Raw genomic sequence first — 19,814 nt, forward strand, 5'->3', positions numbered from 1 at the left:
CCGGACGGGACAGTGTGCCATCCCTGTCGGACGCCGGGACCGCGCGACAAGGGCCGGTCGCGCAGCGCGGGACCGTCACGGACGTGCCGGCGCGGACCTACCATGGCCGTGCCGCCGAGCCGGAGGAAGGGCATGGTGCGTTCGCTCGTCCGGTCGGCACTGGACGCCGTCGGCCTGGAGGTGCGCCGCCGACGGCCCCGGGCGGCGGGCGGAGCGACGGCGGTCCTGCGCGAGGACGCACGAGAAGCCGTCCACTACGCGCGGGGCGGGGTCGCGTCGAGCTTCCTCGCCTCCCCGGACGTCGTGCGCGACGTGCGCGGTTTCTCGTTCGCCAGCGCCGGTTGGCATCCCTGGACGGCCGAGGTCGTCGACCAGCGGCGCCGGGGCAACGCCACCTACCCGGGTTCGCTGCTGGAACGCTTCCACGGGACCTTCCGTCCGCCGTCCGCGCTGGCCGCGCTGGCGGGCTTCTCGGCCCGCTCCGGCTCGCTGGAACGACTGCCGGCGCACCTGTTCTGGTTGACCCCCTGGTTCGCGCACGACGTCGACGCGCTGGAGCGAAGCGTGCGCGACTGGGTCGCGCGAGGGGCACGGTCGGCCGGGGTGGTCGACTACGACTTCGAGCGCGACGGCACGCCGTACCACGGTCCGGTGAGTTCCCGGCATGGGCAGGCGGAGACGACGCGCCTGCACGAGGTCGCCGAGGCGCTGCAGCGGACGGGCGGCTGGGACCGGGCGCACGGTGACAGCCTCGGCTACCTCGTCCGGCGCGGGTCGGAGCACGTGGTGGTCAAGTTCGGGGGCGGCTACCACCGCACGGCGGCGATGGCGGCGCTCGCGCTCGGCGACGTGCCCGTGCGGCTGCGGGAGCCGGTGGAGGTCGACGTCCGCGACGTCGACGACTGGCCGCAGGTCCGGCGCGGCACGTGGGACCGCGACACCGCCCGGCGCTACGTGGACCATCTGTTCGACTTCGACGCCGCGGGTTGGGCCCGGGCGCGCGGGCTGGCGTGAGGGCGCACCCGCGGCGGGAGGTGCACGATGCCGGAGCGTGACGGGCCGCTGCACGACGCGCCCGTGAGCGTGGTGGTGATCGCCGACGGGACGCCGGGACTGGCGGGCTCGCTCGCGAGCGTGCGTCCGCAGGCCGCTGCGGGCGAGGTGCTGGTGGTGGCGAGCCCGCATCTGGCGCCGGCCGCCCGCGCCGATCTCGACGGCATCGACGGGATCCGGGTCGTGCAGGCGCCCGACGCCCGCCGTTCGGACCTGCGCAACCTCGGCCTCGAGCTGGCGGCGCACGACCTGGTCGCCTTCCTCGACGGGGGCGACCTCTGGCTGCCCGGCAAGGTGGCCCGGCAGCTCACCGTGATGCGCGACACCGGCGCGGCCTGGTCGTTCGGTGCCGGGCTGGTGTTCTCCGAGGGGCCACGGCTCGAGGCCCTGCTCCCCGCACCGTCGGTCGAGGCCGCCGTGGCGGGCCTGCCGTACCGCAACGCCGTGCCGGCGACGGGGTCGAACCTCCTGGTCGAGCGTGCGGTCCTCGATCGACTCGGTGGGTTCGATCCGACGGTGGAGGGCGCCGCCGACTGGGAGCTGTGCATCCGGCTGGCCGAGTACGGGCCGCCCGCCGTGGTCGTGGAGACGGTCGTCGCCGCCCGCTGGCGGCGCTGGCACACCGAGCGACGCGCGGTCGACGGCCTGTTCGCCGCCGCCCGCGAGATCGAACGGCGGCACGCCCCGCGCCGGGCGGACCGACCGCTGGACTGGCCGGACCTGCACCGGTGGGTCTGCCACGACGCGCTCCGCGACGGACACCGGTCGACCGCCGTGCGGATGGGGCTCGGGGCGCTGCGTCGACGGCATCCCGGCGGGCTCGAGCTCGCGGCCCGTAGCCTGCTGCCCGTCCGCCGGCGCGCACCCGTGCAGCACCTCGACCGGGACGTCACGACGTGGCTCGACCGACGCTTCCCAAGGCGAGTGGTCAGCTGGCCGGACGGCGTGGAGCCGCTCGTGCGGCGGCTCTGCCGGTCCTGATCAGCCGACCGGCGCCCGCACCTGCCGGTAGGTCGCCTCGAGCGTCGCGACGGCCTGCTCGTGGGTGTAGCGCTGCTCGTAGCGCGCACGGACGAAGCGGCCGGCACGGTCGACGACATCGGCGTCCTCGAGCCACCGGAGCCGTTCCGCGAGCGCCTGCGCGTCGCCGGGCGGGAAGCGCAGTTCCTCGTCACCCGGGGCGAACAGGCTGGTCATCGCGCCGAGGTCGGAGAGCAGGACGGGCAGCCCGGCGGCGGCCGCCTCCAGCGGCACCAGCGGGTGGCCCTCGTACCAGGTCGAGGGGAACACCAGTGCCCGCGAGGAGCGCAGCAGCTCCTCGACCGCCTCGCCGGCGAGACGGCCGCGGAACTCGACGCCGTCGAGGCGACGCGAGCGCAGGTCGTCGTCCATCGGCCCGGTCCCGACGACGACGAGTCGGAGACGGGGCGCCGCACGTCGCCAGGCGTCGAGCAGGACGTCGAGCCCCTTCTCCGGGGACAAACGCCCGACGAACACGACCGTGTCGGAGGACGAGGGCGGTCGGGGTCGAGGGCCGGGGTCGGCCACCGAGTTCGGCTTGACGTCGAGGCGGTCGGCGGGGAGTCCGGCAGCGACGAAGCGGTCCCGGCCGAAGTCCGACAGCGCCAGGTAACGGTCGACGTCGTGCTGCCAGGTACCTCGCCGCGCGTGGAAGGCGATGGTGCCCGCCGCGACGGCCGACGACGGGGCGGAGTCGCGGTAGCACCGGTGCCGCACGCCGTGCCACGGGTGCGAGCCGACGCAGTCCTCGCACGGGGCGCCGTCGCGGAACAACGTCGCCGCGGCGCAGGTGAGTCGGTAGTTGTGCAGTGTCATCACGACCGGCAGCCCGCGGGCACGCAGCGCGGGGAGCACCGCCGGGCTCATCGAGAACCAGGTGTTGTGGACGTGCACCACGTCCGGGGCGAACGCCTCGGCGACGGCGGCGGCCCGACGGGCCGCGGCGGGGTTCCACATGGCGGCGCCGAGGGCGATCGCCGCACCCGCGCCCTCGGCGTTGGCCTCCTCGTGCAGGAGCACCTCGTGCCCGGCGGCGCGCAACAGCTCGGCCTCGGCCTCGACCACCCGGTCCTCGCCGCCCGCCTGTCGGTAGCGGGTGTGTAGCTGCAGGATGCGCACGTCGCCCCCCTGGACGGCGGCACCGTACCGGCCGGCAGCCCGGTGCCCAGTCGATCCTCGTCTGCGCGGGTATTCGGTCGCGCTGAGCCGATCTGAAGCATTTCACGAGTTTCGTGCGCACGGCTCAAGTGGCGGCGTCGGTCGGTCGTCACCCCTGCCATGGACACCACGACCCGCTCCCCGTCAGCGCTCCGGATCCTCGCCGCCGTGCTCGCCGTCGCCCTGTTCGCGACGACGATGCCGGCGACGGCAGCCGATGCGGCCACCACCGACGCGACGTCCGCAGCCGGCGCGAGCGAGGCCGACGGTGTCGCGTTCCGCGACGTCGCGGTCGGCTCGACCCATGCGGCGGCCATCGCCATGATGGCCCGCGCCGGCATCACCCTGGGGTGTGACGTCGACCGCTTCTGTCCGGACGCAGGGCTCTCGCGGGCACAGTCGGCCACGACGCTGCTGCGGGCGACCGGACTGGAGCCGTCGACGGCGAATCGCTTCGTCGACGTCCGGTCGGGCTCGACCCATGCCGGCGCGATCAACGCCCTGGTCGACGCTGGTCTGGCGAGGGGCTGCGACACCGATCGCTTCTGTCCGGACCGGACGCTGACGCGCGGGCAGGCGGCGACGCTGCTCACCGGTGTGCTCGGGTTGGCGGGACGTGCACCGTCGGGCGCTTTCACCGACGTCACCGGTCGAGGAACCCACGACGCGGCCATCTCGGCGCTGCAGCAGGCCGGGCTGACGGCCGGCTGCTCGGCGACCCGCTTCTGCGCGGAGCGTCCGCTCACCCGGGCCCAGTTCGCGACCTTCCTGTACCGCGCGACGGGTGGCGGCACCGTCGGCCTCGTCGTGGCGGGCAAGCCGGACGCGGGCCCGAAGCCGGGCAACGGCAACACCAGGGCGCCGGCTCCCGCGCCCGTCCCTGCTCCTGCTCCCGAGCCCGTCCCTGCTCCTGCTCCTGCTCCTGCTCCGGCGGATGGGGTGCGGTTGTTGTATCCGGCGGGGGATGTGGCGCGTTTCCAGGCGTCGATGGCGCAGTCGGGTCCGTTCTTCCGTACGGGTGATGCGGGGCATGGTGGGTCGTTCTCGCCGGGTGATGGTGCGCGTTCGGTGCAGTTGGCGAGCGAGTTCCTGGCCAACCCGCGGGCGTCGTACTGGGTGCAGCCGAACCTGCCGTTGGCGTCGGGGGACGCCTATCCGCAAGGGATGCAGCACGTGCGTCCGATGCATGCGGCGTGGGTGTACATGACCCAGCCGCAGCACACGCAGCGTGAGGCGTTGCGTCGGGAGGTCAAGGGGGTGCTGTTGCACCACGCGACGCACTCGTCGTTGGACTTCTCGAACGCGGCGAACTATCCGGTCAACTTCCCCGGGCATGCGGCCAACCCGATCTTCGACCTGGCGCAGTGGATGAACCGTCAGGTGAAGATGCGTGACATGTTGGGTCGTGACAGCTTCACCGCGGCGGAGAACGCCACCCTGGACCGCTGGTTCTGGGGGTATGCGAACTGGTCGTACAGCTGGTTGCACCAGACCGCGGTGGGCCGGCCGCTGCCGGGTCGTCTCAACCGGGACTACCGGGTGGTGAACCGGCCGGCGAACGCCAGCCGTCGCAGCTTCGACGGTGGTCCGCTTATCGGTGACATGGCGATGAGCTACACCAACCGGCACGCGAGTGTTGCGGCGGCCGGGAGTCTGGCGGCGAACTACCTCAAGGTGCACGGCTACACGGCACCGAGCAGTGGTGGACCGGCCTACGGGCGGTTGAGTGTCGACCAGCTGCTCGAGCACAGCCGGCTGTTCGTGGAGGAGACGCTGCGGTTCTCGGTGTTCCCGCAAGGGGTGCAGGGCGACTTCGAGCGGGGCGACTCGCGGTTCCACAACGCCCCGCCGCAGCAGGGCTGGATGTACGCGGCCAACGTGCTGCTCAACCTGGTCGACATCGCCGAGTACCACGCCAAGCGTGGCGACATGAGCGTGTGGAACTACGGCACGACCGCCGGGTACGACGGCACGGCCGGGGTTCCGGTGGCGGGTGGGTTCTCCCAGAAGAACATCCACTTCTTCGCCTGGTCGATGTCCCGCTACGTCAACAACGGCTGGAACCGGACCAACCGCAGTCAGCCGCTGGCGTTGCCGCACTACTACCACGACGTGCTCGCGGCGGCGACGGTCGCGAAGTACGCACCCAACGACACCCTGATCCGTGACGCGTGGCGTCGCAGCGGGTCGAACTTCCCGGCCTACCCCCAGAGCCCGCAGTCGCAGGGGCCCTGGCACGCCCACCTCTCCGAGGGTGCCACCTCGATCGGCCTGATCGAGAAAGCCCCCCGCTGACCTCAGCACCACGGATCGGTGCTGCCTCAGGCAGCGCCGATCCGTGGTGGTGTCCGTCCTAGGCATATGCTGGCGGGTTCCGAACAGTCATGAGGCTCCTCGATGAAGGTGCTGCACGTCCTGGATGAACTTCGACCCTCCGGGGCGGAGACGATGCTGCGTATCGCTGCTCCGTACTGGCAGGCTCAAGGTGTAGAGGTTCATGCGCTCGCGACCGGAGCGGAACCTGGCCCGTACGCACCGACCCTGGCGCGTGCGGGCGTGCTGATCCACCACCTGCCACTGACGCAACGAGCGACGTTCATCGCGCAGTTCGTCCGACTTCTTCGAGACGAGGAGGTCGATGTCGTTCACCTGCACATGGAGCGCGCCAACTTCCCTCTTGCGGTATTGGCCCGGGCGGCCGGGCGTCGTCGCATCGTCCGTACCGTTCACAACGTCTTCGCGTTCGAGGGCACGCTTCGTGTCGAACGCATCGTGCAGCGCTTCCTGCAGCGTCTCATGGGCGTGCGTGCGGCGGCTGTCAGCCCATCGGTGGCGGCCAACGAATTGCGTCGCTTTGGCCACCGCACCGAGATCGTGCCCAACACGTATGACAGCAGGCGTTTCGTTCCCCCGGGTCCGCAGGAGCGTCAGGAGCTGCGGAAGGAGTTCGGCATCGGTGACAAATTCGTGCTCGCCGTCGTGGGGAACTGTTCCGACGTGAAGAACCACGAAGCCTTGCTCCTCGCCATGGACCGCTTACACAAGGGCGGGCACGCTGTACGCCTGCTGCACGCTGGCATCGAAGGTGAGGTGGGATCCGCGGAACGACAGGTGGCTGCGAATCTCGGGCTCAAAGAACACATCGACTTCTTCGGATTCGTCGAAGACATTGCCCCGCTGCTGCGGGCTTCGGACTGTTTCGTGATGCCGTCGCTGTACGAGGGCCTGGGAAACGCGGCGCTGGAAGCCGCCGGTTGCGGCCTGCCGCTCGTCCTCGCAGACGTGCCCGGACTCAAAGACCTCGGCCCGACCATCCCGAGCGTGCGTCTGGTCCCTCCATACGCTGACGAGATCGCTGCAGCCATTGTCGCGCTGATCGAGTCCGGTGAGAACGGGCGCGACTCGCTCGGTCGATCAGGTGCTCGAGCCGTCGCGGAGGCGTTCTCCCCGCAGCACCACGCGGAGAACTATTTCCGGCTCTACAACGCCCGTCACCTCGGGTGAGTGCCCGGTGGTACGGACCTCATCGAGTTGACGCGCGTATTCCTGTAGCGCGAACGTGCTGGGCAGGCGCGGACGCGGAGCCGGGCCTGCCGTGCGGGGAAAGACAGAACTCGTCAGCCGGGTGATGAACGGGAGACCTTGGCGAACGTTGCCCTGTCAGCTGCCATCGCGGATGAGCCGTAGGTGCTGCAGGTAGTCGTCGGCAACAGTCGAGATCGAGAACTCCCGGGCGCGCCGGCTGGCGCGGTCACGCAGTCCCGCCCGTAGCTCAGGGCTGTCGGCCACGGCCAAGATGCTCGAAGCGAGGGCAGCCGGCGAACGCACGTCCGTGAGTAGGCCTGCCCCGTTTCGCAACAGCCACGGAACGGCCCCACTGTCGGCGCCGGCGATCACCGGCACCCGTTGCGCCATGGCTTCGAGGATGACCATGCCGAACGACTCTTCCCGCGACGGGTGAACGAAGGCGGTCGCCGTCGAGAGCAGCGCAGCCAGCCCGCGGCGGTCCACCGGGCCGTGGAACTCGACCTGCTGCGTCAAACGACGCTGCGCGGCCCATCGCTGTGCAGCTCCGGTCGGTTCGTAGCCCTCACCCACGAGCAGCAGCTGGGCTTGCGGGGAGACCTGCTGCACCAGGCGCCATGCCTCGAGCAAGGTCCCGACGTTCTTTCTCGCGTCGAAGCCGCTGTTGACGGCGACGAACCGAAGCGAGTCTGCTCGTCGTTCAGCAGGCTGAGCAAGGAACCACTCGTCTGCGAGCCCATTCGGCAGGAGGACGCAGGAACGGCGGGCGTAGCGCTGAACTCGATGTGTGATGTAGGGAGAGACGCCAGCGAAGTGCCGGCCCTTGGCGAAAGCCCAACCCTGCATGGCGAGACGACACGCCCGGTACGGATCGGGGGCGAAACGAAGGATTTCCGGTGCCCAGTCATGCACGGTCACCAGGGTGCGTGGATCGGCCTGCAGCGCGCCGAGTGCATATTCGTAGGTCCAGTGGGCGCTGACAGACCGTGGTCGCTCCATCGAGAGCACCTGTTCGATGTAGGCGCGCTCGGTGCGGAAGAAGTCCCGTGCCCGGTCCCGGGCCCGCTCACGATACGGGCCGATGTGCAAGCGGACGCCCGCACCGTTCTCGTACACGAGGGGGGACCGCAGTCCGGGTTGCAGCGTCACGAGAACGAGTCGCTCCACCGTTCGCTGCATGGCCAGAACGAGTTCGGTCACCGGGTGGCCACCGTGGCCCACCGCCGCGACCTCCGCGGACTCGTGGGGCACGAGATCCAGCGCGGGAATGAGCCGCTGCGCATTCATCGGTCCCACTACGGCGATCGACTGCTTCGTCATGTGACCAACCCCATCGCTGTTCGTACCTTCTCGGGCAGGCGTCCCAGTGCGCCGGCCTTGTCCAGCCAGTCGGCGAGGTCGCGGCGGACGCCGCTGAGGGGACCGAAGCGGAAGGACGCGCCCAGGACGACGGCGTCGGCGACCACGTGCAGCAGCAGGCGGGGGAGTGCCGACACGGCCGCTGCTCCCTGCTCGATGCCGATCCCAACGGCAGCGAGCACCGCGGCGGTGATCAGCGCCGGTGCCAGGGCCCGCAGGTGCTCGGCGTAGGTCGTGCCGAGGATCCTGCGCATGAGGCCGAAGTAGCCCACGACGCGGACCATCTGGGCCGCGGCGACAGCCAACGCGAGCCAGCGCAACTCCGAGCCGGCCAGCGCCAGCAGCCCGGCCAGCACCAGCACGTGGGTCACCTGCAGCGCGAGCTTGCGGTTGAGGTCGGCGGTCGCCTCGCAGATGACCGCGCCGAACAGTGCCAGCAGGCTGCCGACGGCGGACACGGTGAGGAACGGCAGCACGCTCGCCGCCTGGTCCCACTGGTCACCCAGCACCACGCGCACGAGCGGCCCGGCCGCGACGGCCATGCCGGCGGCGGTCGGAATGAGCAGCGCCGCCGCGATGCCCAGCGCGCTGCGGTAGACCCGGGCCAGACGCTCGCGTTCGTCCTGGATGCGGCTGAAGGCCGGAAACAGCACGCTCTGCACGCCCTGCATCAGGCGTTCGAGCGGCAGCGTCACCAGCAGGTAGGCACGGTTGTACTGACCGAGGGCCGAGCCGCCAGCGACCCGACCGATGATGAGCGTGTCGAGGCTCATACCGAGGAACTCGGCGTAGCTGATGATGCTGACGCGTCCACCGAAGCGCAGCAACGCGCCGGCGTCGCGCCGGTTCCAGCCGAGGCGCACCGGGTGCGGCCGCGCGAGCAGGGTCAGGATCGTGTTCAGCAGGGACTGGCTGAGGTGGGCGGCCACCAGGCTCCACACGCCGGCACCGAGCAGCGCGGCACCGAGGCCGACCACCAGGTAGCCGATCACGAAGCTGACCAGCTGGATGATCGCCAGGCGGCGGAAGTCGAGTTCTCTCCGCAACAGCGCGTTCGACGTGGCGCCGAGGGCGGAGAACAGCAGACCGAGCGCCATCACGCGCGCGACCGGGACGACCACCGGGTCGTCGAGCAGGTTCTGCGCCAAACCGGCGATCGCGACGAACACCGCGACGACCGCGGTGCTCAAGCCGAGATTGGTCAGGAACGCCGTGCTGATGCGGCGGTCGGTCAACGACGGTGCCTGCACCAGCGCCGGTCCGACCCCCATCTGCGCGAAGTACTGCCCGAACCGCAGGAAGACCGTGGCCACGGCCAGCACGCCGAAGTCGGCGGGCCGCAGCAGCCGGCCCATCGCGGCGGTGTAGCCGACCTGCAGGAGCGCCCCGAAGATCGAGGCCCCGTAGGTCCACTGCAATCCGCTCCAGGTCCGCTTCGACATGGAGTCCGTGGCGGACTCATTGCTCACCGCCGTACCTCGCCGGCCGTGCGACGACGGCGGACGGTCTCGAGCGTGACCAGCAGGGCGAAGCCGGGGTTGTTGAACAGGTAGCGGCGCCACAGTCGCCGCGGCTCGCGCCACAGGCGGTAGGCCCACTCCAGCCCCCGCTCCTGGAGCCAGTCGGGCGCCTGCGGGACGGTGCCGCTCAACAGGTCGAACGCCGCGCCGACGCCCATGACCGCCACGCCGGGCAGACGGTCGGCGACCCGGTGCATCCACCGTTCCTGCTTGGGCATGCCGAGCCCGACCCACAGCACGTCGGCACTCGACGCCAACACCTGCGCCACGACCTCGTCGTCCTCGGCGGGGGTCAGCGGCCGGTACGGCGGCGCGATCCGGCCGACGATCTCGACGCCCGGCGCGAGCTCCTGCGCGCGGGACTGGAGCCGGTCGAGCGTCTCGTCGTTGGCGCCGAAGAAGAAGTGCCGCCAGCCGCGCTCGACCCCGTGCGGCAGCGCCAGCTCCATCAGGTCGGGCCCGTACACCCGGGGCTGGTCGGGATGGCCGCGGCGACGCAGGGTCCACACCAGCGGCATCCCGTCGGGCGTGGCCACGTCCATGGCGTCGAGCGCGGCCCGCAGCGCCGGATCCCGGCGTGCCGACATCACGGAGTGGACGTTGCAGAAGGCGAATCGCTGTACGCGGTCGCGCGGGCGCGCCTCGATACGGGCGAGGACGTCGTCGTAGGACGTGGCGTCGATGCGCGTGCCGAGGATGGTGTCACCCGCCAGGGGCGGCAGGTCGTGGTCGGACGTCATGGCGAGCGCTCCCCGGTCGGGACCGGGGAGGACGCGGGACGCGCGGCGTTCCGGTCGTTCCCCAGCTGCCAGGCGCGGGCGCGCACCAGGCCATAGTCGAAGTTGGTGTCGTCGAGGGCACCCTTGGACAGGTGGACGAACCCGACCAGGCGGCGCCCGAGGAACTGCAGGCGGTCGCGCGCCCGTTCGAGCTCGGCGGACCCGGTGCCCTCGCGCACGACCAGCAGCACGGCGTCGACCTGCTCGGCGAGGGTGGCCGTGTCGGCGACCGAGAGCATGGGCGGTGCGTCGAGCACGACCAGTTCGTAGCGGGCCTCGAGCCGACGCAGCACCGGCACGAACCAGTCCCCGGTCAGCGGCACCTCGTGTGCGTCCGGCCGACCCGCCGGGAGCAGGTCGAGCCGGTGCTCGACGTCGATCCGGTACGGGAACGGGCGGAACTCGCGGTCGGCGAGCGACGGGTCGCTCGCGAGGTCGAGCAGGCCGGCCAGCCGTTCGGTCCGGAAGAAGTTCGTCAGTGCCCGCATGCGCACGTCGGCGTCGACGAGCAGGACCTCGCGGCCGCGCCGGCGGGCGGTCGCCGCGAGCTGCAGGGCCGTCTCCGTCTTGCCCGCGCCGGGAGCGGCGCTGGTGACCATGACGCTGGTCCCGCGCAGCTCCTTGAGGACGCCCTCGAGCGCGACGGCGACGAAGCGGTAGGCCTCGGTGACCCGGGCCTCCAGCGCGACCCGTTCGGCCAGCGTCCCGGTGTCGCGGACCCGGTACAGCGGCAACACCCCGAGCAGCGGCACCCCGAGGACCTGCTGCACCTCGGCCGCGGTGCGCAGCCGACGGGAACGACCCGCCAGCCAGTAGGCGACCGCGGCGGCCAGCAGCGCGCCCAGCAGACCGGCGGCGGCGGCGTCACGACGCGGGCTCGGCGAGAACGGCCCGGTCGCCGGCTGGGCGGCCTCCTGCAGTTCCACGCCGGCGCCGAACAGCCGGGTGTCGACCCGCAGTTGCCGCGCCAGCGCCTCGAGCTCGACCTGACGCTGGGTGAGCAGCGACACCTGCGTCTGCGCTCCGGCGTCGGTCGGGTCGTCCGTCTCGAGCTGATCGACCTGCGTCGCGATGGACGCGACCGTGGCGTCGAGCTCGGTCACGGCCCGCTCCACCCGCTCGGCCTGCGCGGTGCGCACGGCGTCCTGGTAGGCCGCGGCGAGCGCGTTCGCGGCCTGCGCCGCCCGCTCCGGGTCGCCGTCGCTGACGAACAGCGTCAGCGTCCCGAGCTCCTCGTCGTGCTCGACCGTCAGCCGCTGCTCGAGTCCGTCGGCGTCGAGGCCCTCGACCTGCTCGGCGGCCGCGGCCAGCACGGGCGCCGACACCACCCGGCGGGCCTGCTGGGGCACGTGGCGGTCCAGGCTGACCGGGCGGCCCGTCGGCGTGAACACCGCGGTGCTGCCCGGTGCGGTGAGGAACAGCCGGGTGCTGCTCTGGTACTGCGCGGGCTGCATGCTCGACAGGACGTACACCCCGCCGCCCAGGACCAGTGCCGCCGCGAGCACTAGCCAGCGGTGGCGCCAGACGGAGAGGGTCAGCCCCGGCCCGTCGGCCCACCGTTCCGGCGCCGGCTTCATCGGCGCCGCCCGCGGTGCCCGCTGCCGGCGACGGGTCGTGTCCGCGGCGAGCTCACGTCGCGCACCGTCGCCTCATGAGCGCGTCGGCTCCGAGGGCGCCAGGCTGCCGGGCCGGTTGGCGGGCCGACTGGCGCCGGGCCGGTTGGCCTGCGCCCGCACCAGGCCGTAGTCGAAGCTGCTGTTCTCCAGCGCGGACGGGCTGAGGTACACGTAGCCGACCAGCCGTTGGCCGACGAAGCGCAGCCGTTCGCGGACGCGCTCGAGGTCGGCGAGGTCCATGCCCTCGCGGACGACCAGCACCACCGCGTCGGTGTAGGCGGCCACGGTCGCCGCGTCGGCGATGGCCAGCAGCGGGGGGCTGTCCACGACCGTGAGGTCGAAGTGCTGGGTGAGCTGCGGGAAGGCGTGGCCGAACCACGACTCGCGCAGCTGCTCGGTGCCCTCGCCCCCCACCCGTCCGGTGGTCAGCACGCCGAGGTCGGCGCCCTCGACGTACGGGTACGCCGTGACGGCCTCCAGCGGCTCGCGCGTGGTGTCCTCGAGGTCGAGCAGGCCACGCTCGCGCTCCGAACGCAGGAAGCGGGTGAGGCCCTGCATGCGGAAGTCCGCGTCGACCAGCAGCGTGCGCCGGCCCCGGGTCTGGGCGGTGACGGCCAACTGCAGCGCCGTCTCGGTCTTGCCGGTCTTCGGCCGGGCGCTGGTCACCATCACCGAACGGGCCCCGGTCTCGCGCAGCAGCAGCTCCAGCGAGGTGTAGACGAACCGGTAGGCCTCGGCGGTCAGCGGCTCGAGGTCGACCCGGTGGCGCAGCGTGCCCTCGGCGTCGACGTCGTAGGTCGGCAGCGACCCCAGCAGCGGCACCCCCAGCACCTGGCTGGGCTGCTCGGACGAGGTCACCCGCTGGCCGCGACCGGCCAGCCAGTAGGCGACGGCACCGCCGAGCAGGGCACCGAGCAGGGCGGCGATCAGCGCGTCACGGACCGGCGCCGGCGACACCGGTGCCAGCGGCTCCTCGGCCTGTTCGACGAACTCGACCCCGGCACCGAACAGGCGCGCGTCGACCCGCAGCTGCTGCGAGAGCGCCTCCACCTCCAGCAGCCGTTGCGTGAGCACGTTGACCTGGGCGAGCAGGGCGGGTTCGTCCTCGCCCGCCTCGCCCAGCGCCTGGACCTGTGCCTCGATGTCGGCGGCGGCCGTCTCGAGCTCCGAGGCGGCCCGGTCGGCCCGTTCGAGCTCGGCCGTGCGCACCGCCTCCTGGTAGGCCTCGGCCATGGCGTCGGCGGCGGCCGCGGTGAAGCCCGGCGAGTCGCCGGTGACCGTGATCTCCAGCGTCGCGAGCTCGACGTCACCGGTGACCTCGACCAGTTCGTGCAGGTCGTCGGCGGTGGTGCCGTCGTCGAGCGCCTCGGCGGCCAGCGTCTTGACCGGGGTGGACATCGCCCGCTCGGCCTGCTGGGGCACGTAGCGGTCGAGGTTCGTGCCGGCACCGCCGCCGAAGACCGCCGACGAGCCCGGGTCGGTCAGGTACAGCACCGTCGAGGTCTCGTACACCGGCGGCTGCGCCCGTGAGAGCAGGAACCCCCCGACGGCGGCGACCACGGTCACGGCCAGGACGAGCCACCGGAACCGCCACAGGGCGCCCACCACGCTGGGCGACTCCGCCCCGCGCTCGGTCACGCGACTCATGTGAACTCGATCCCCGGTCGTGCCACATGGTCGCTCTGCGCAACCAGGACGGCCACTTTCTGCAACCCGACGGTGCGACGGGTCGATGTCGTTAGCCTATCGGCGCCCGACGCACGGGTTCGAGGAGTTCACGCATGGATCGCACGGCGCTCGTCACCGGTATCTCGGGTCAGGACGGTTCGTACCTGGCGGAATTGCTGTTGGAGAAGGGATATCGGGTCCACGGTCTCATCCGCCGTGCGTCGTCGTTCAACACCGACCGCATCGACCATCTCTACCAGGATCCGCACGAGGAAGACGTGCGGCTGACGCTCCATTACGGCGACCTCACCGACGGTTCGCAGCTGGCACGGTTGATCCGCGCGATCAACCCCGACGAGATCTACAACCTCGCGGCCCAGTCGCACGTCGCGGTGTCGTTCGACCAGCCGCAGTACACCGGCAACGTCGGCGCGCTCGGCACGGTCCGCCTGCTCGAGGCGATCCGGGAGACCGGCATCGACACCCGGCTCTACCAGGCGGGCACCTCGGAGATGTTCGGGGCGTCCCCGCCGCCGCAGCACGAGGACACCCCGTTCCGTCCCCGCTCGCCGTACGCCGCCGCGAAGCTCTACGCCTACTGGGTCGTGGACAACTACCGCGAGGGCTACGGGATGTACGCCGTCAACGGCATCCTGTTCAACCACGAGTCGCCGCGTCGCCATGCCACCTTCGTCACCCGCAAGGTGACCCGGGCCGTCGCCCGCATCATCGCCGGCAAGGACGAGAAGGTCTATCTCGGCAACCTCGACGCCGAACGCGACTGGGGCCACGCCCGCGACTACGTGCGGGCCATGTGGATGATGCTCCAGCAGGACACGCCGCGCGACTTCGTCATCGGCACCGGTGAGTCGCACACGATCCGCGAGCTGTGCGAGGTCGCCTTCGGCAGGGTCGGGCTGGATTGGCAGTCGTTCGTCGAGGTCGACCCGCGCTACTTCCGCCCGGTCGAGGTCGAGCGGCTCCAGGCCGACCCGAGCCGGGCCAACAGCCTGCTCGGCTGGAAGCCGGAGGTGGGCTTCGAGGAGTTGATCGAGGAGATGGTGGCGGCCGACCTGCAGGCCGAGGGGTTGACGCTGGACGCCGCGCGCGCCGTCGTGGCGGAGAAGTTCACCGCGGGCCGCCGATGAGCCAGCCCTACGACCTCACCGGCAAGCGGGTCTGGGTCGCCGGACACCGCGGCATGGTCGGCTCGGCCCTGGTGCGACGGCTCGCACGGGAACCGGTCGCCGACGTGGTGACCGCCACCTCCGCCGAGGTGGACCTGCGCCGTCAGGAGCCCACCGAGCGCTTCGTCGCCGACGAGCGTCCCGACGTGGTGCTGCTGGCCGCGGCCAAGGTCGGCGGCATCGAGGCCAACCGCACCGCCCAGGCCGAGTTCCTCTACGACAACCTGATGATCGCCGCCAACGTGATCGAGGCGGCCCGCCGGGTCGGCGTGGAGCGCTTCGTCGTGCTCGGTTCCTCCTGCGTCTACCCGCGTGAGGCGCCGCAGCCGATCGCGGAGTCGTCGTTGCTGACCGGGCCGCTCGAGCCGACGAACGAGGGCTACGCGGTCGCCAAGATCGCCGCGCTCGAGCTCGCCAAGTTCTACCGGCGCCAGCACGGCATGGACGCGATCAGCCTCATGCCGAGCAACCTCTACGGTCCCAACGACAACTTCGACCCGACCGGGTCGCACGTGCTCGCGGCGCTGCTGCGCAAGGTGCACCTCGCCAAGGTCACCGGTGCGCCCAGCGTGCCGGTGTGGGGGACCGGGACGCCGCGGCGGGAGTTCCTGCACGTCGACGACCTCGCCGACGCCACGGTGCACGCGCTGTGCCACCACGCCGGCGAGGAGCACCTCAACGTCGGGTGGGGCGACGACGTCACCATCCGTGCGGTCGCCGAGCTGATCTGCGAGGTCGTCGGCTACGACGGCGAGCTGGCGTTCGACACCTCCATGCCCGACGGGATGCCGCGCAAGCTGCTCGACACCAGCCGCATGCAGGCGCTGGGCTGGCAGCCGCGCATCGGTCTGCGCGAGGGGCTCACCGACGCCTACCGCTGGTTCGTCGACCACGTCGCCGAACGGGTGTGAGGATGGACTCCCGTCGCGCCGGGCACGCCGCGGACGGTCCGTGTCCGGGGCCTGTCGCGTTCTGCGCGCGTGCCCGGAACGGCGCTTCGCACGCCGCACGCCCGCGGCCGGGCTGCCGTAGGCTGCCGCGACCGTTCGAGATGGGGCAACGGGGGACGAGATGACCGACGCAGCACTCGACACCGGGGGGGCGGCGCTGCAGCCGCAGCCGCTGGTCGACGAACGTCCGTGGGGGCGGTTCCACCGCTACACCCACAACGAACGCTCGACGGTGAAGATCATCACCGTCGAGGCGGGCGCGTCGTTGAGCCTCCAGCGTCACCAGTCGCGGGACGAGTGGTGGGTGGTCCTCGACGACGGGCTGCTGATCCAGGTCGGCGAGGACACGGTCGAGGCCTCCGCGGGCGAGGAGTTCTTCGTCCCGCGCGGCGTCGTGCACCGGGTGTCGGGCGGCCGCACCGGTGGTCGCTTCCTGGAGATCGCGCTCGGGCACTTCGACGAGGACGACATCGAGCGTCTCGACGACTGCTACGGGCGTACCTGAGCAGGGCACGACGTCGTGCCCGCCGGGCACGACGGGTACGCAGAGACGGGGAGGCCCGGTGGGCATGCCGCGTCGGCCAACCTGGCGTGCGAGAACCAGAACACCTTCGGCGAGCCCTACGGCTGGAACGGGCTGCACCTGTCGGTCCGGCTCGGCAACGGGCCCTACCGCCAGCTGGTCGACGTTCCCCCGCCGGGACGCGCGCGCGGCCGCTGACCGCGGCGCCGGCGGAGGTCAGCGGCCGCCGATCGGGAGGAGCCGGTGTGCGGTCGACGAGGCGCACCGGCGAGCCTGCCCCAGACCACGGCGACTGGCCGCCAAGCGCGGCCACCACCGCAGCGCGCGCACGTACAGCTGCCATGCCGATGCCGGTTCCCTGTCCCGTCGGAAGTCCGCGTGCTGGAGGAGCGCGAGGGCGCACGCACGGCGGAAGTAGGCCACGGTCGCCGCGTCCTCGCGAACGCTCGCGCGGGAGAGGACCTCTTGCATGCCGGCCAGTCCCACACGCAGCTGGGACGCCGTTCCCATGCTCTCGCGGCGCGCATGGAAGGTCGTGACCATGGACTCGGCTTCCTCGAGGCTCACCGGACGTTCGAGGTAGCGGGCGAGCGCCCGTCGACGGACGACGGGTCCCTGCCGTTCCCGCTCGGACATCGTCGAGCGGGTGAGCGAGGACGCAAGGATGCGGTAGTGCACCAGTACTTCGGGCAGGTTGGCCGCCTTGGTGACCTGACGCAGCCGATCCCACATGTCGCCGTCCTCGCCGAATCGATAGGCCGGGTCGAACCCGCCGAGCTCTCGGACCAGGTCGGTGCGGAAGACGACACCGGGCGAGCAGAAGGAGTTGACGAACAGCTCGCGGAGACGGATCGGCCCGTCCTCGGTGGGGAAGCGGGCGACGCCGAGCGGAACGGCGTCCTCGGTCATGCGCTGCGCGGCACAGGAGAGCAGTCCGACCTCGGGATGAGCGTCGAGGAAACGAACCTGTCGTTCGAGACGCTCGGCGGCATAGCGGTCGTCGGCGTCCGCCCGTGCCACCAAGGGGGCGCGACAGCGCGCCAGGCCACGGTTCAGCGCGGTGGAGAGGCCCCGGTTGGGCTCGCCCGACAGCACGACGACGCGGGGGTCCTCGTTGGCGGCGCGCTCGAAGATCTCGAGGGTGGCGTCCGTGCTCCCGTCGTCGACGGCGACCAGCTCGAAGTCGGAGAAGGTCTGGTGCAACAGGTCGTCCAGGGCCTCCTGCAAGTAGTTCTCCGCGTTGTACGCGGGCAGCAGGATGCTGACACGTGGCCTGGAGTCTGCCGTCATGTACAGCCTCCTGCGCTCTTTCGATGCCGACCGACCATCTGCGACCGGGTGCGGTCAGACGTCGACGTTCTCGACGAACTGCGCGTTGGTGACGATCCAGTCGCGGCGCGGGTCGGTCTGGTTGCCCATCAGCAGCACGAACAGCTCGTCGGCGCGGGCGGCGTCGTCGATGTTGACGCGCAGCAGGGTGCGGCGGCCCGGGTCCATGGTGGTCGCCCACAGCTGGTCGGCGTCCATCTCGCCGAGCCCCTTGAAGCGCTGGATCTCGACGTTGCTGTTGCGCTTGAACGCCGTGCGCAGCAGCGTGTCGCGCTCCTTGTCGCTCATCGCGTAGGCGACCTTGGTGCCCTTGCGCAGCTGGTACAGCGGCGGCTGGGCGAGGTAGAGGTGGCCCTTCTCGATCAGCTTCGGCGTCAGCCGGTAGAAGAAGGTCAGCAGCAGGGTGGTGATGTGCCCGCCGTCGACGTCGGCGTCGGCCATCAGCACGATCTTGTCGTAGCGCAGCCGGTCGTGGTCGTAGGCGTCGCCGACGCCGGTGCCGATCGCCTTCACCAGCGCCTGGATCTCGGCGTTCTCGAGCACCCGGTTGAGCTGCGCCTTCTCGACGTTGAGGACCTTGCCGCGCAGGGGCAGGATCGCCTGGGTGTGGCGGTCACGGGCCGACTTCGACGAGCCGCCGGCGGAGTCGCCCTCGACGATGTAGAGCTCGGTCTCCGACGGGTCGCGCGAGGTGCAGTCGGCGAGCTTGCCGGGCAGGCCGGCCGACTGGGTGTCGAGCAGGCCCTTGCGACGGGTGAGCTCACGCGCGGCCTTGGCGGCCTGCCGGGCCTTGGCGGCCACCGCTGCACGCTTGATAATCTGCTTGCCCTTCGCCTTGTGCTTGGCGAGCCAGGCGGCGAGTTCCTCGGCGACGACCTGTTCGACGTAGCCGCGGGCGATCGTGGAGCCGAGCCGCCCCTTGGTCTGTCCCTCGAACTGCGGGTCGGGCAGCTTGATGGAGACCACCGCGACCAGGCCCTCGCGCACGTCGTCGCCGGTGAGGTTCGGGTCCTTCTTGAGCAGCGCGCCCGAGTCGCGGCCGAACTTGTTGAGCGTCGTGGTCAGCGCCCGGCGGAAGCCCTCCTCGTGGGTGCCGCCGTCGGCGGTGCGCACGATGTTGACGTAGCTGCGCAGCCGGTCGTCGTGGAACCCGTCGGACCAGGTGAAGGCGAGGTCGATCGCGACCGGCTGGCCCTCGTACTCACGCTCGTCGGAGACCTCGATCGGGGCGACGAGCGGCTCCTTGCCACGCAGCAGGTCGCTGACGAAGTCGGTCAGGCCGTGCTGGAACCGGAACGTCTGCGAGCGACCGTCGCGGTCGTCGGCGAGCATGATCTCCAGGCCCGGGTTGAGCAGGGCCGTCTCGCGCAGGCGCTCGGCGATGCGGTCGTGCTCGAGGTCGGTGGTCTCGAAGATGTCCGGGTCGGCCCAGAAGCGCACCAGCGTTCCCGACCCCTTGGCCTTGCCGGCCTTGGCCAGGTCCTCGATCTTCGCGCCCTGCGAGAAGGCGATGGTGTGCCGGTGCCCGCCGCGCAGCACCTCGACCTCGGTACGGGTCGACAGGGCGTTGACGACCGAGACACCGACGCCGTGCAGTCCGCCGGACACGGCGTAGGACTGCCGGTCGAACTTGCCGCCGGCGTGCAGGGTGGTCAGCGCGAGCTCGACCGCGGGCAGCTTCTCGGTCGGGTGCAGGTCGATCGGGATGCCGCGGCCGTCGTCGGACACCTCGACCCCGCCGTCGTCGAGGATGCGCACGACGATCCGCTTCGCGTGGCCGGCGAGGTGCTCGTCGACGGCGTTGTCGACCACCTCCCACACCAGGTGGTGCAGGCCGCGGACGTCGGTCGAGCCGATGTACATCGCCGGACGCTTGCGCACCCCCTCGAGTCCCTTGAGGACACTGATGCTCTGTGCGCTGTACTCGGTCACGTCTGGCCTCGGGCAGCAGGGCGCGCGAACGGCGCCGTCGTACGGCGTGCTCCAGGCCACAAGGTACGACACCGGTGTGCTTCCCCCGAGCAGGGCGGCCCGGTCGACGGCGCGCCGGACCCGGCGCGCCGCTCCCGGCCGTCGCCGACGGCGGGCGCCCACGCGCGCGGCGGGTCCCGGCCGCTAGCGTTCGCA

General features: G+C 71.4%; 16 protein-coding genes. 8 read left to right on the top strand and 8 right to left on the bottom strand.

What is annotated here, in order from left to right; translation table 11 throughout:
• The first annotated feature begins 132 nt into the window (after positions 1–132).
• Together ELR47_RS07675 and ELR47_RS07680 are read left to right on the top strand one after the other, a co-directional pair.
• Entirely contained in the window at positions 133–1,014 is an 882-nt protein-coding gene (locus ELR47_RS07675; protein ID WP_130649362.1) for a hypothetical protein, read from the top strand.
• Between the two features lie 27 nt (positions 1,015–1,041).
• Complete coding sequence (locus tag ELR47_RS07680; RefSeq protein ID WP_130649363.1) at positions 1,042–2,034, top strand: glycosyltransferase family 2 protein; 993 nt, start codon at positions 1,042–1,044, stop codon at positions 2,032–2,034.
• Here ELR47_RS07680 and ELR47_RS07685 read toward each other — a convergent pair whose 3' ends face one another.
• Positions 2,035–3,192 (bottom strand): glycosyltransferase family 4 protein, encoded by a 1,158-nt coding sequence (locus ELR47_RS07685; protein ID WP_130649364.1) that lies wholly within the window; start codon positions 3,190–3,192, stop codon positions 2,035–2,037.
• Between the two features lie 159 nt (positions 3,193–3,351).
• On the opposite strand from ELR47_RS07685, the gene ELR47_RS07690 reads away from it, so the two are divergent.
• Together ELR47_RS07690 and ELR47_RS07695 are read left to right on the top strand one after the other, a co-directional pair.
• Positions 3,352–5,526: an S-layer homology domain-containing protein gene (locus ELR47_RS07690; RefSeq protein WP_130649365.1), complete on the top strand. Its 2,175-nt coding sequence runs from the start codon at positions 3,352–3,354 to the stop codon at positions 5,524–5,526.
• A gap of 102 nt (positions 5,527–5,628) precedes the next feature.
• Positions 5,629–6,735 carry a glycosyltransferase gene (locus ELR47_RS07695; protein WP_130649366.1) on the top strand — a complete coding sequence of 369 codons (1,107 nt, stop codon included), beginning with the start codon at positions 5,629–5,631 and terminating at the stop codon, positions 6,733–6,735.
• A gap of 156 nt (positions 6,736–6,891) precedes the next feature.
• On the opposite strand, the gene ELR47_RS07700 is transcribed toward ELR47_RS07695, so the two are convergent.
• From ELR47_RS07700 to ELR47_RS07720, 5 genes are all read right to left on the bottom strand, one after another.
• On the bottom strand, positions 6,892–8,076 hold the full coding sequence (locus tag ELR47_RS07700; protein WP_130649367.1) for a glycosyltransferase family 4 protein: 1,185 nt from the start codon (positions 8,074–8,076) through the stop codon (positions 6,892–6,894).
• Positions 8,073–9,584, bottom strand: coding sequence for a lipopolysaccharide biosynthesis protein (locus tag ELR47_RS07705; RefSeq protein ID WP_130649368.1), 1,512 nt, complete (start codon positions 9,582–9,584; stop codon positions 8,073–8,075). The genes ELR47_RS07700 and ELR47_RS07705 overlap by 4 nt, the downstream gene beginning before the upstream one ends.
• On the bottom strand, positions 9,581–10,375 hold the full coding sequence (locus tag ELR47_RS07710; protein WP_130649369.1) for a WecB/TagA/CpsF family glycosyltransferase: 795 nt from the start codon (positions 10,373–10,375) through the stop codon (positions 9,581–9,583). The genes ELR47_RS07705 and ELR47_RS07710 overlap by 4 nt, the downstream gene beginning before the upstream one ends.
• Positions 10,372–11,991, bottom strand: coding sequence for a polysaccharide biosynthesis tyrosine autokinase (locus tag ELR47_RS07715; RefSeq protein WP_130649370.1), 1,620 nt, complete (start codon positions 11,989–11,991; stop codon positions 10,372–10,374). The genes ELR47_RS07710 and ELR47_RS07715 overlap by 4 nt, the downstream gene beginning before the upstream one ends.
• Positions 11,992–12,063: 72 nt before the next feature.
• Complete coding sequence (locus tag ELR47_RS07720; RefSeq protein WP_130649371.1) at positions 12,064–13,677, bottom strand: polysaccharide biosynthesis tyrosine autokinase; 1,614 nt, start codon at positions 13,675–13,677, stop codon at positions 12,064–12,066.
• 134 nt (positions 13,678–13,811) lie between these two features.
• Here ELR47_RS07720 and gmd point away from each other — a divergent pair, with 134 nt between their 5' ends.
• The 4 genes from gmd to ELR47_RS07740 all read left to right on the top strand — a co-directional run bounded on the left by gmd (position 13,812) and on the right by ELR47_RS07740 (position 16,556).
• Positions 13,812–14,846, top strand: coding sequence for a GDP-mannose 4,6-dehydratase (gene gmd / locus ELR47_RS07725; RefSeq protein ID WP_130649372.1), 1,035 nt, complete (start codon positions 13,812–13,814; stop codon positions 14,844–14,846).
• Positions 14,843–15,796 (top strand): GDP-L-fucose synthase family protein, encoded by a 954-nt coding sequence (locus ELR47_RS07730; protein WP_130649373.1) that lies wholly within the window; start codon positions 14,843–14,845, stop codon positions 15,794–15,796. The genes gmd and ELR47_RS07730 overlap by 4 nt, the downstream gene beginning before the upstream one ends.
• Before the next feature lie 160 nt (positions 15,797–15,956).
• Positions 15,957–16,340: a phosphomannose isomerase type II C-terminal cupin domain gene (locus ELR47_RS07735; RefSeq protein WP_130649374.1), complete on the top strand. Its 384-nt coding sequence runs from the start codon at positions 15,957–15,959 to the stop codon at positions 16,338–16,340.
• Between the two features lie 15 nt (positions 16,341–16,355).
• Complete coding sequence (locus tag ELR47_RS07740; RefSeq protein WP_130649375.1) at positions 16,356–16,556, top strand: hypothetical protein; 201 nt, start codon at positions 16,356–16,358, stop codon at positions 16,554–16,556.
• 18 nt (positions 16,557–16,574) lie between these two features.
• Here the strand turns inward: ELR47_RS07740 and ELR47_RS07745 are convergent, their stop codons facing one another.
• On the bottom strand, positions 16,575–17,648 hold the full coding sequence (locus ELR47_RS07745; protein ID WP_130649376.1) for a glycosyltransferase family 2 protein: 1,074 nt from the start codon (positions 17,646–17,648) through the stop codon (positions 16,575–16,577).
• A gap of 54 nt (positions 17,649–17,702) precedes the next feature.
• Complete coding sequence (locus ELR47_RS07750) at positions 17,703–19,619, bottom strand: DNA gyrase/topoisomerase IV subunit B (protein WP_130649377.1); 1,917 nt, start codon at positions 19,617–19,619, stop codon at positions 17,703–17,705.
• Positions 19,620–19,814: the final 195 nt, after the last annotated feature.

This window comes from Egicoccus halophilus (assembly GCF_004300825.1).
GTDB classification, from domain to species: domain Bacteria; phylum Actinomycetota; class Nitriliruptoria; order Nitriliruptorales; family Nitriliruptoraceae; genus Egicoccus; species Egicoccus halophilus.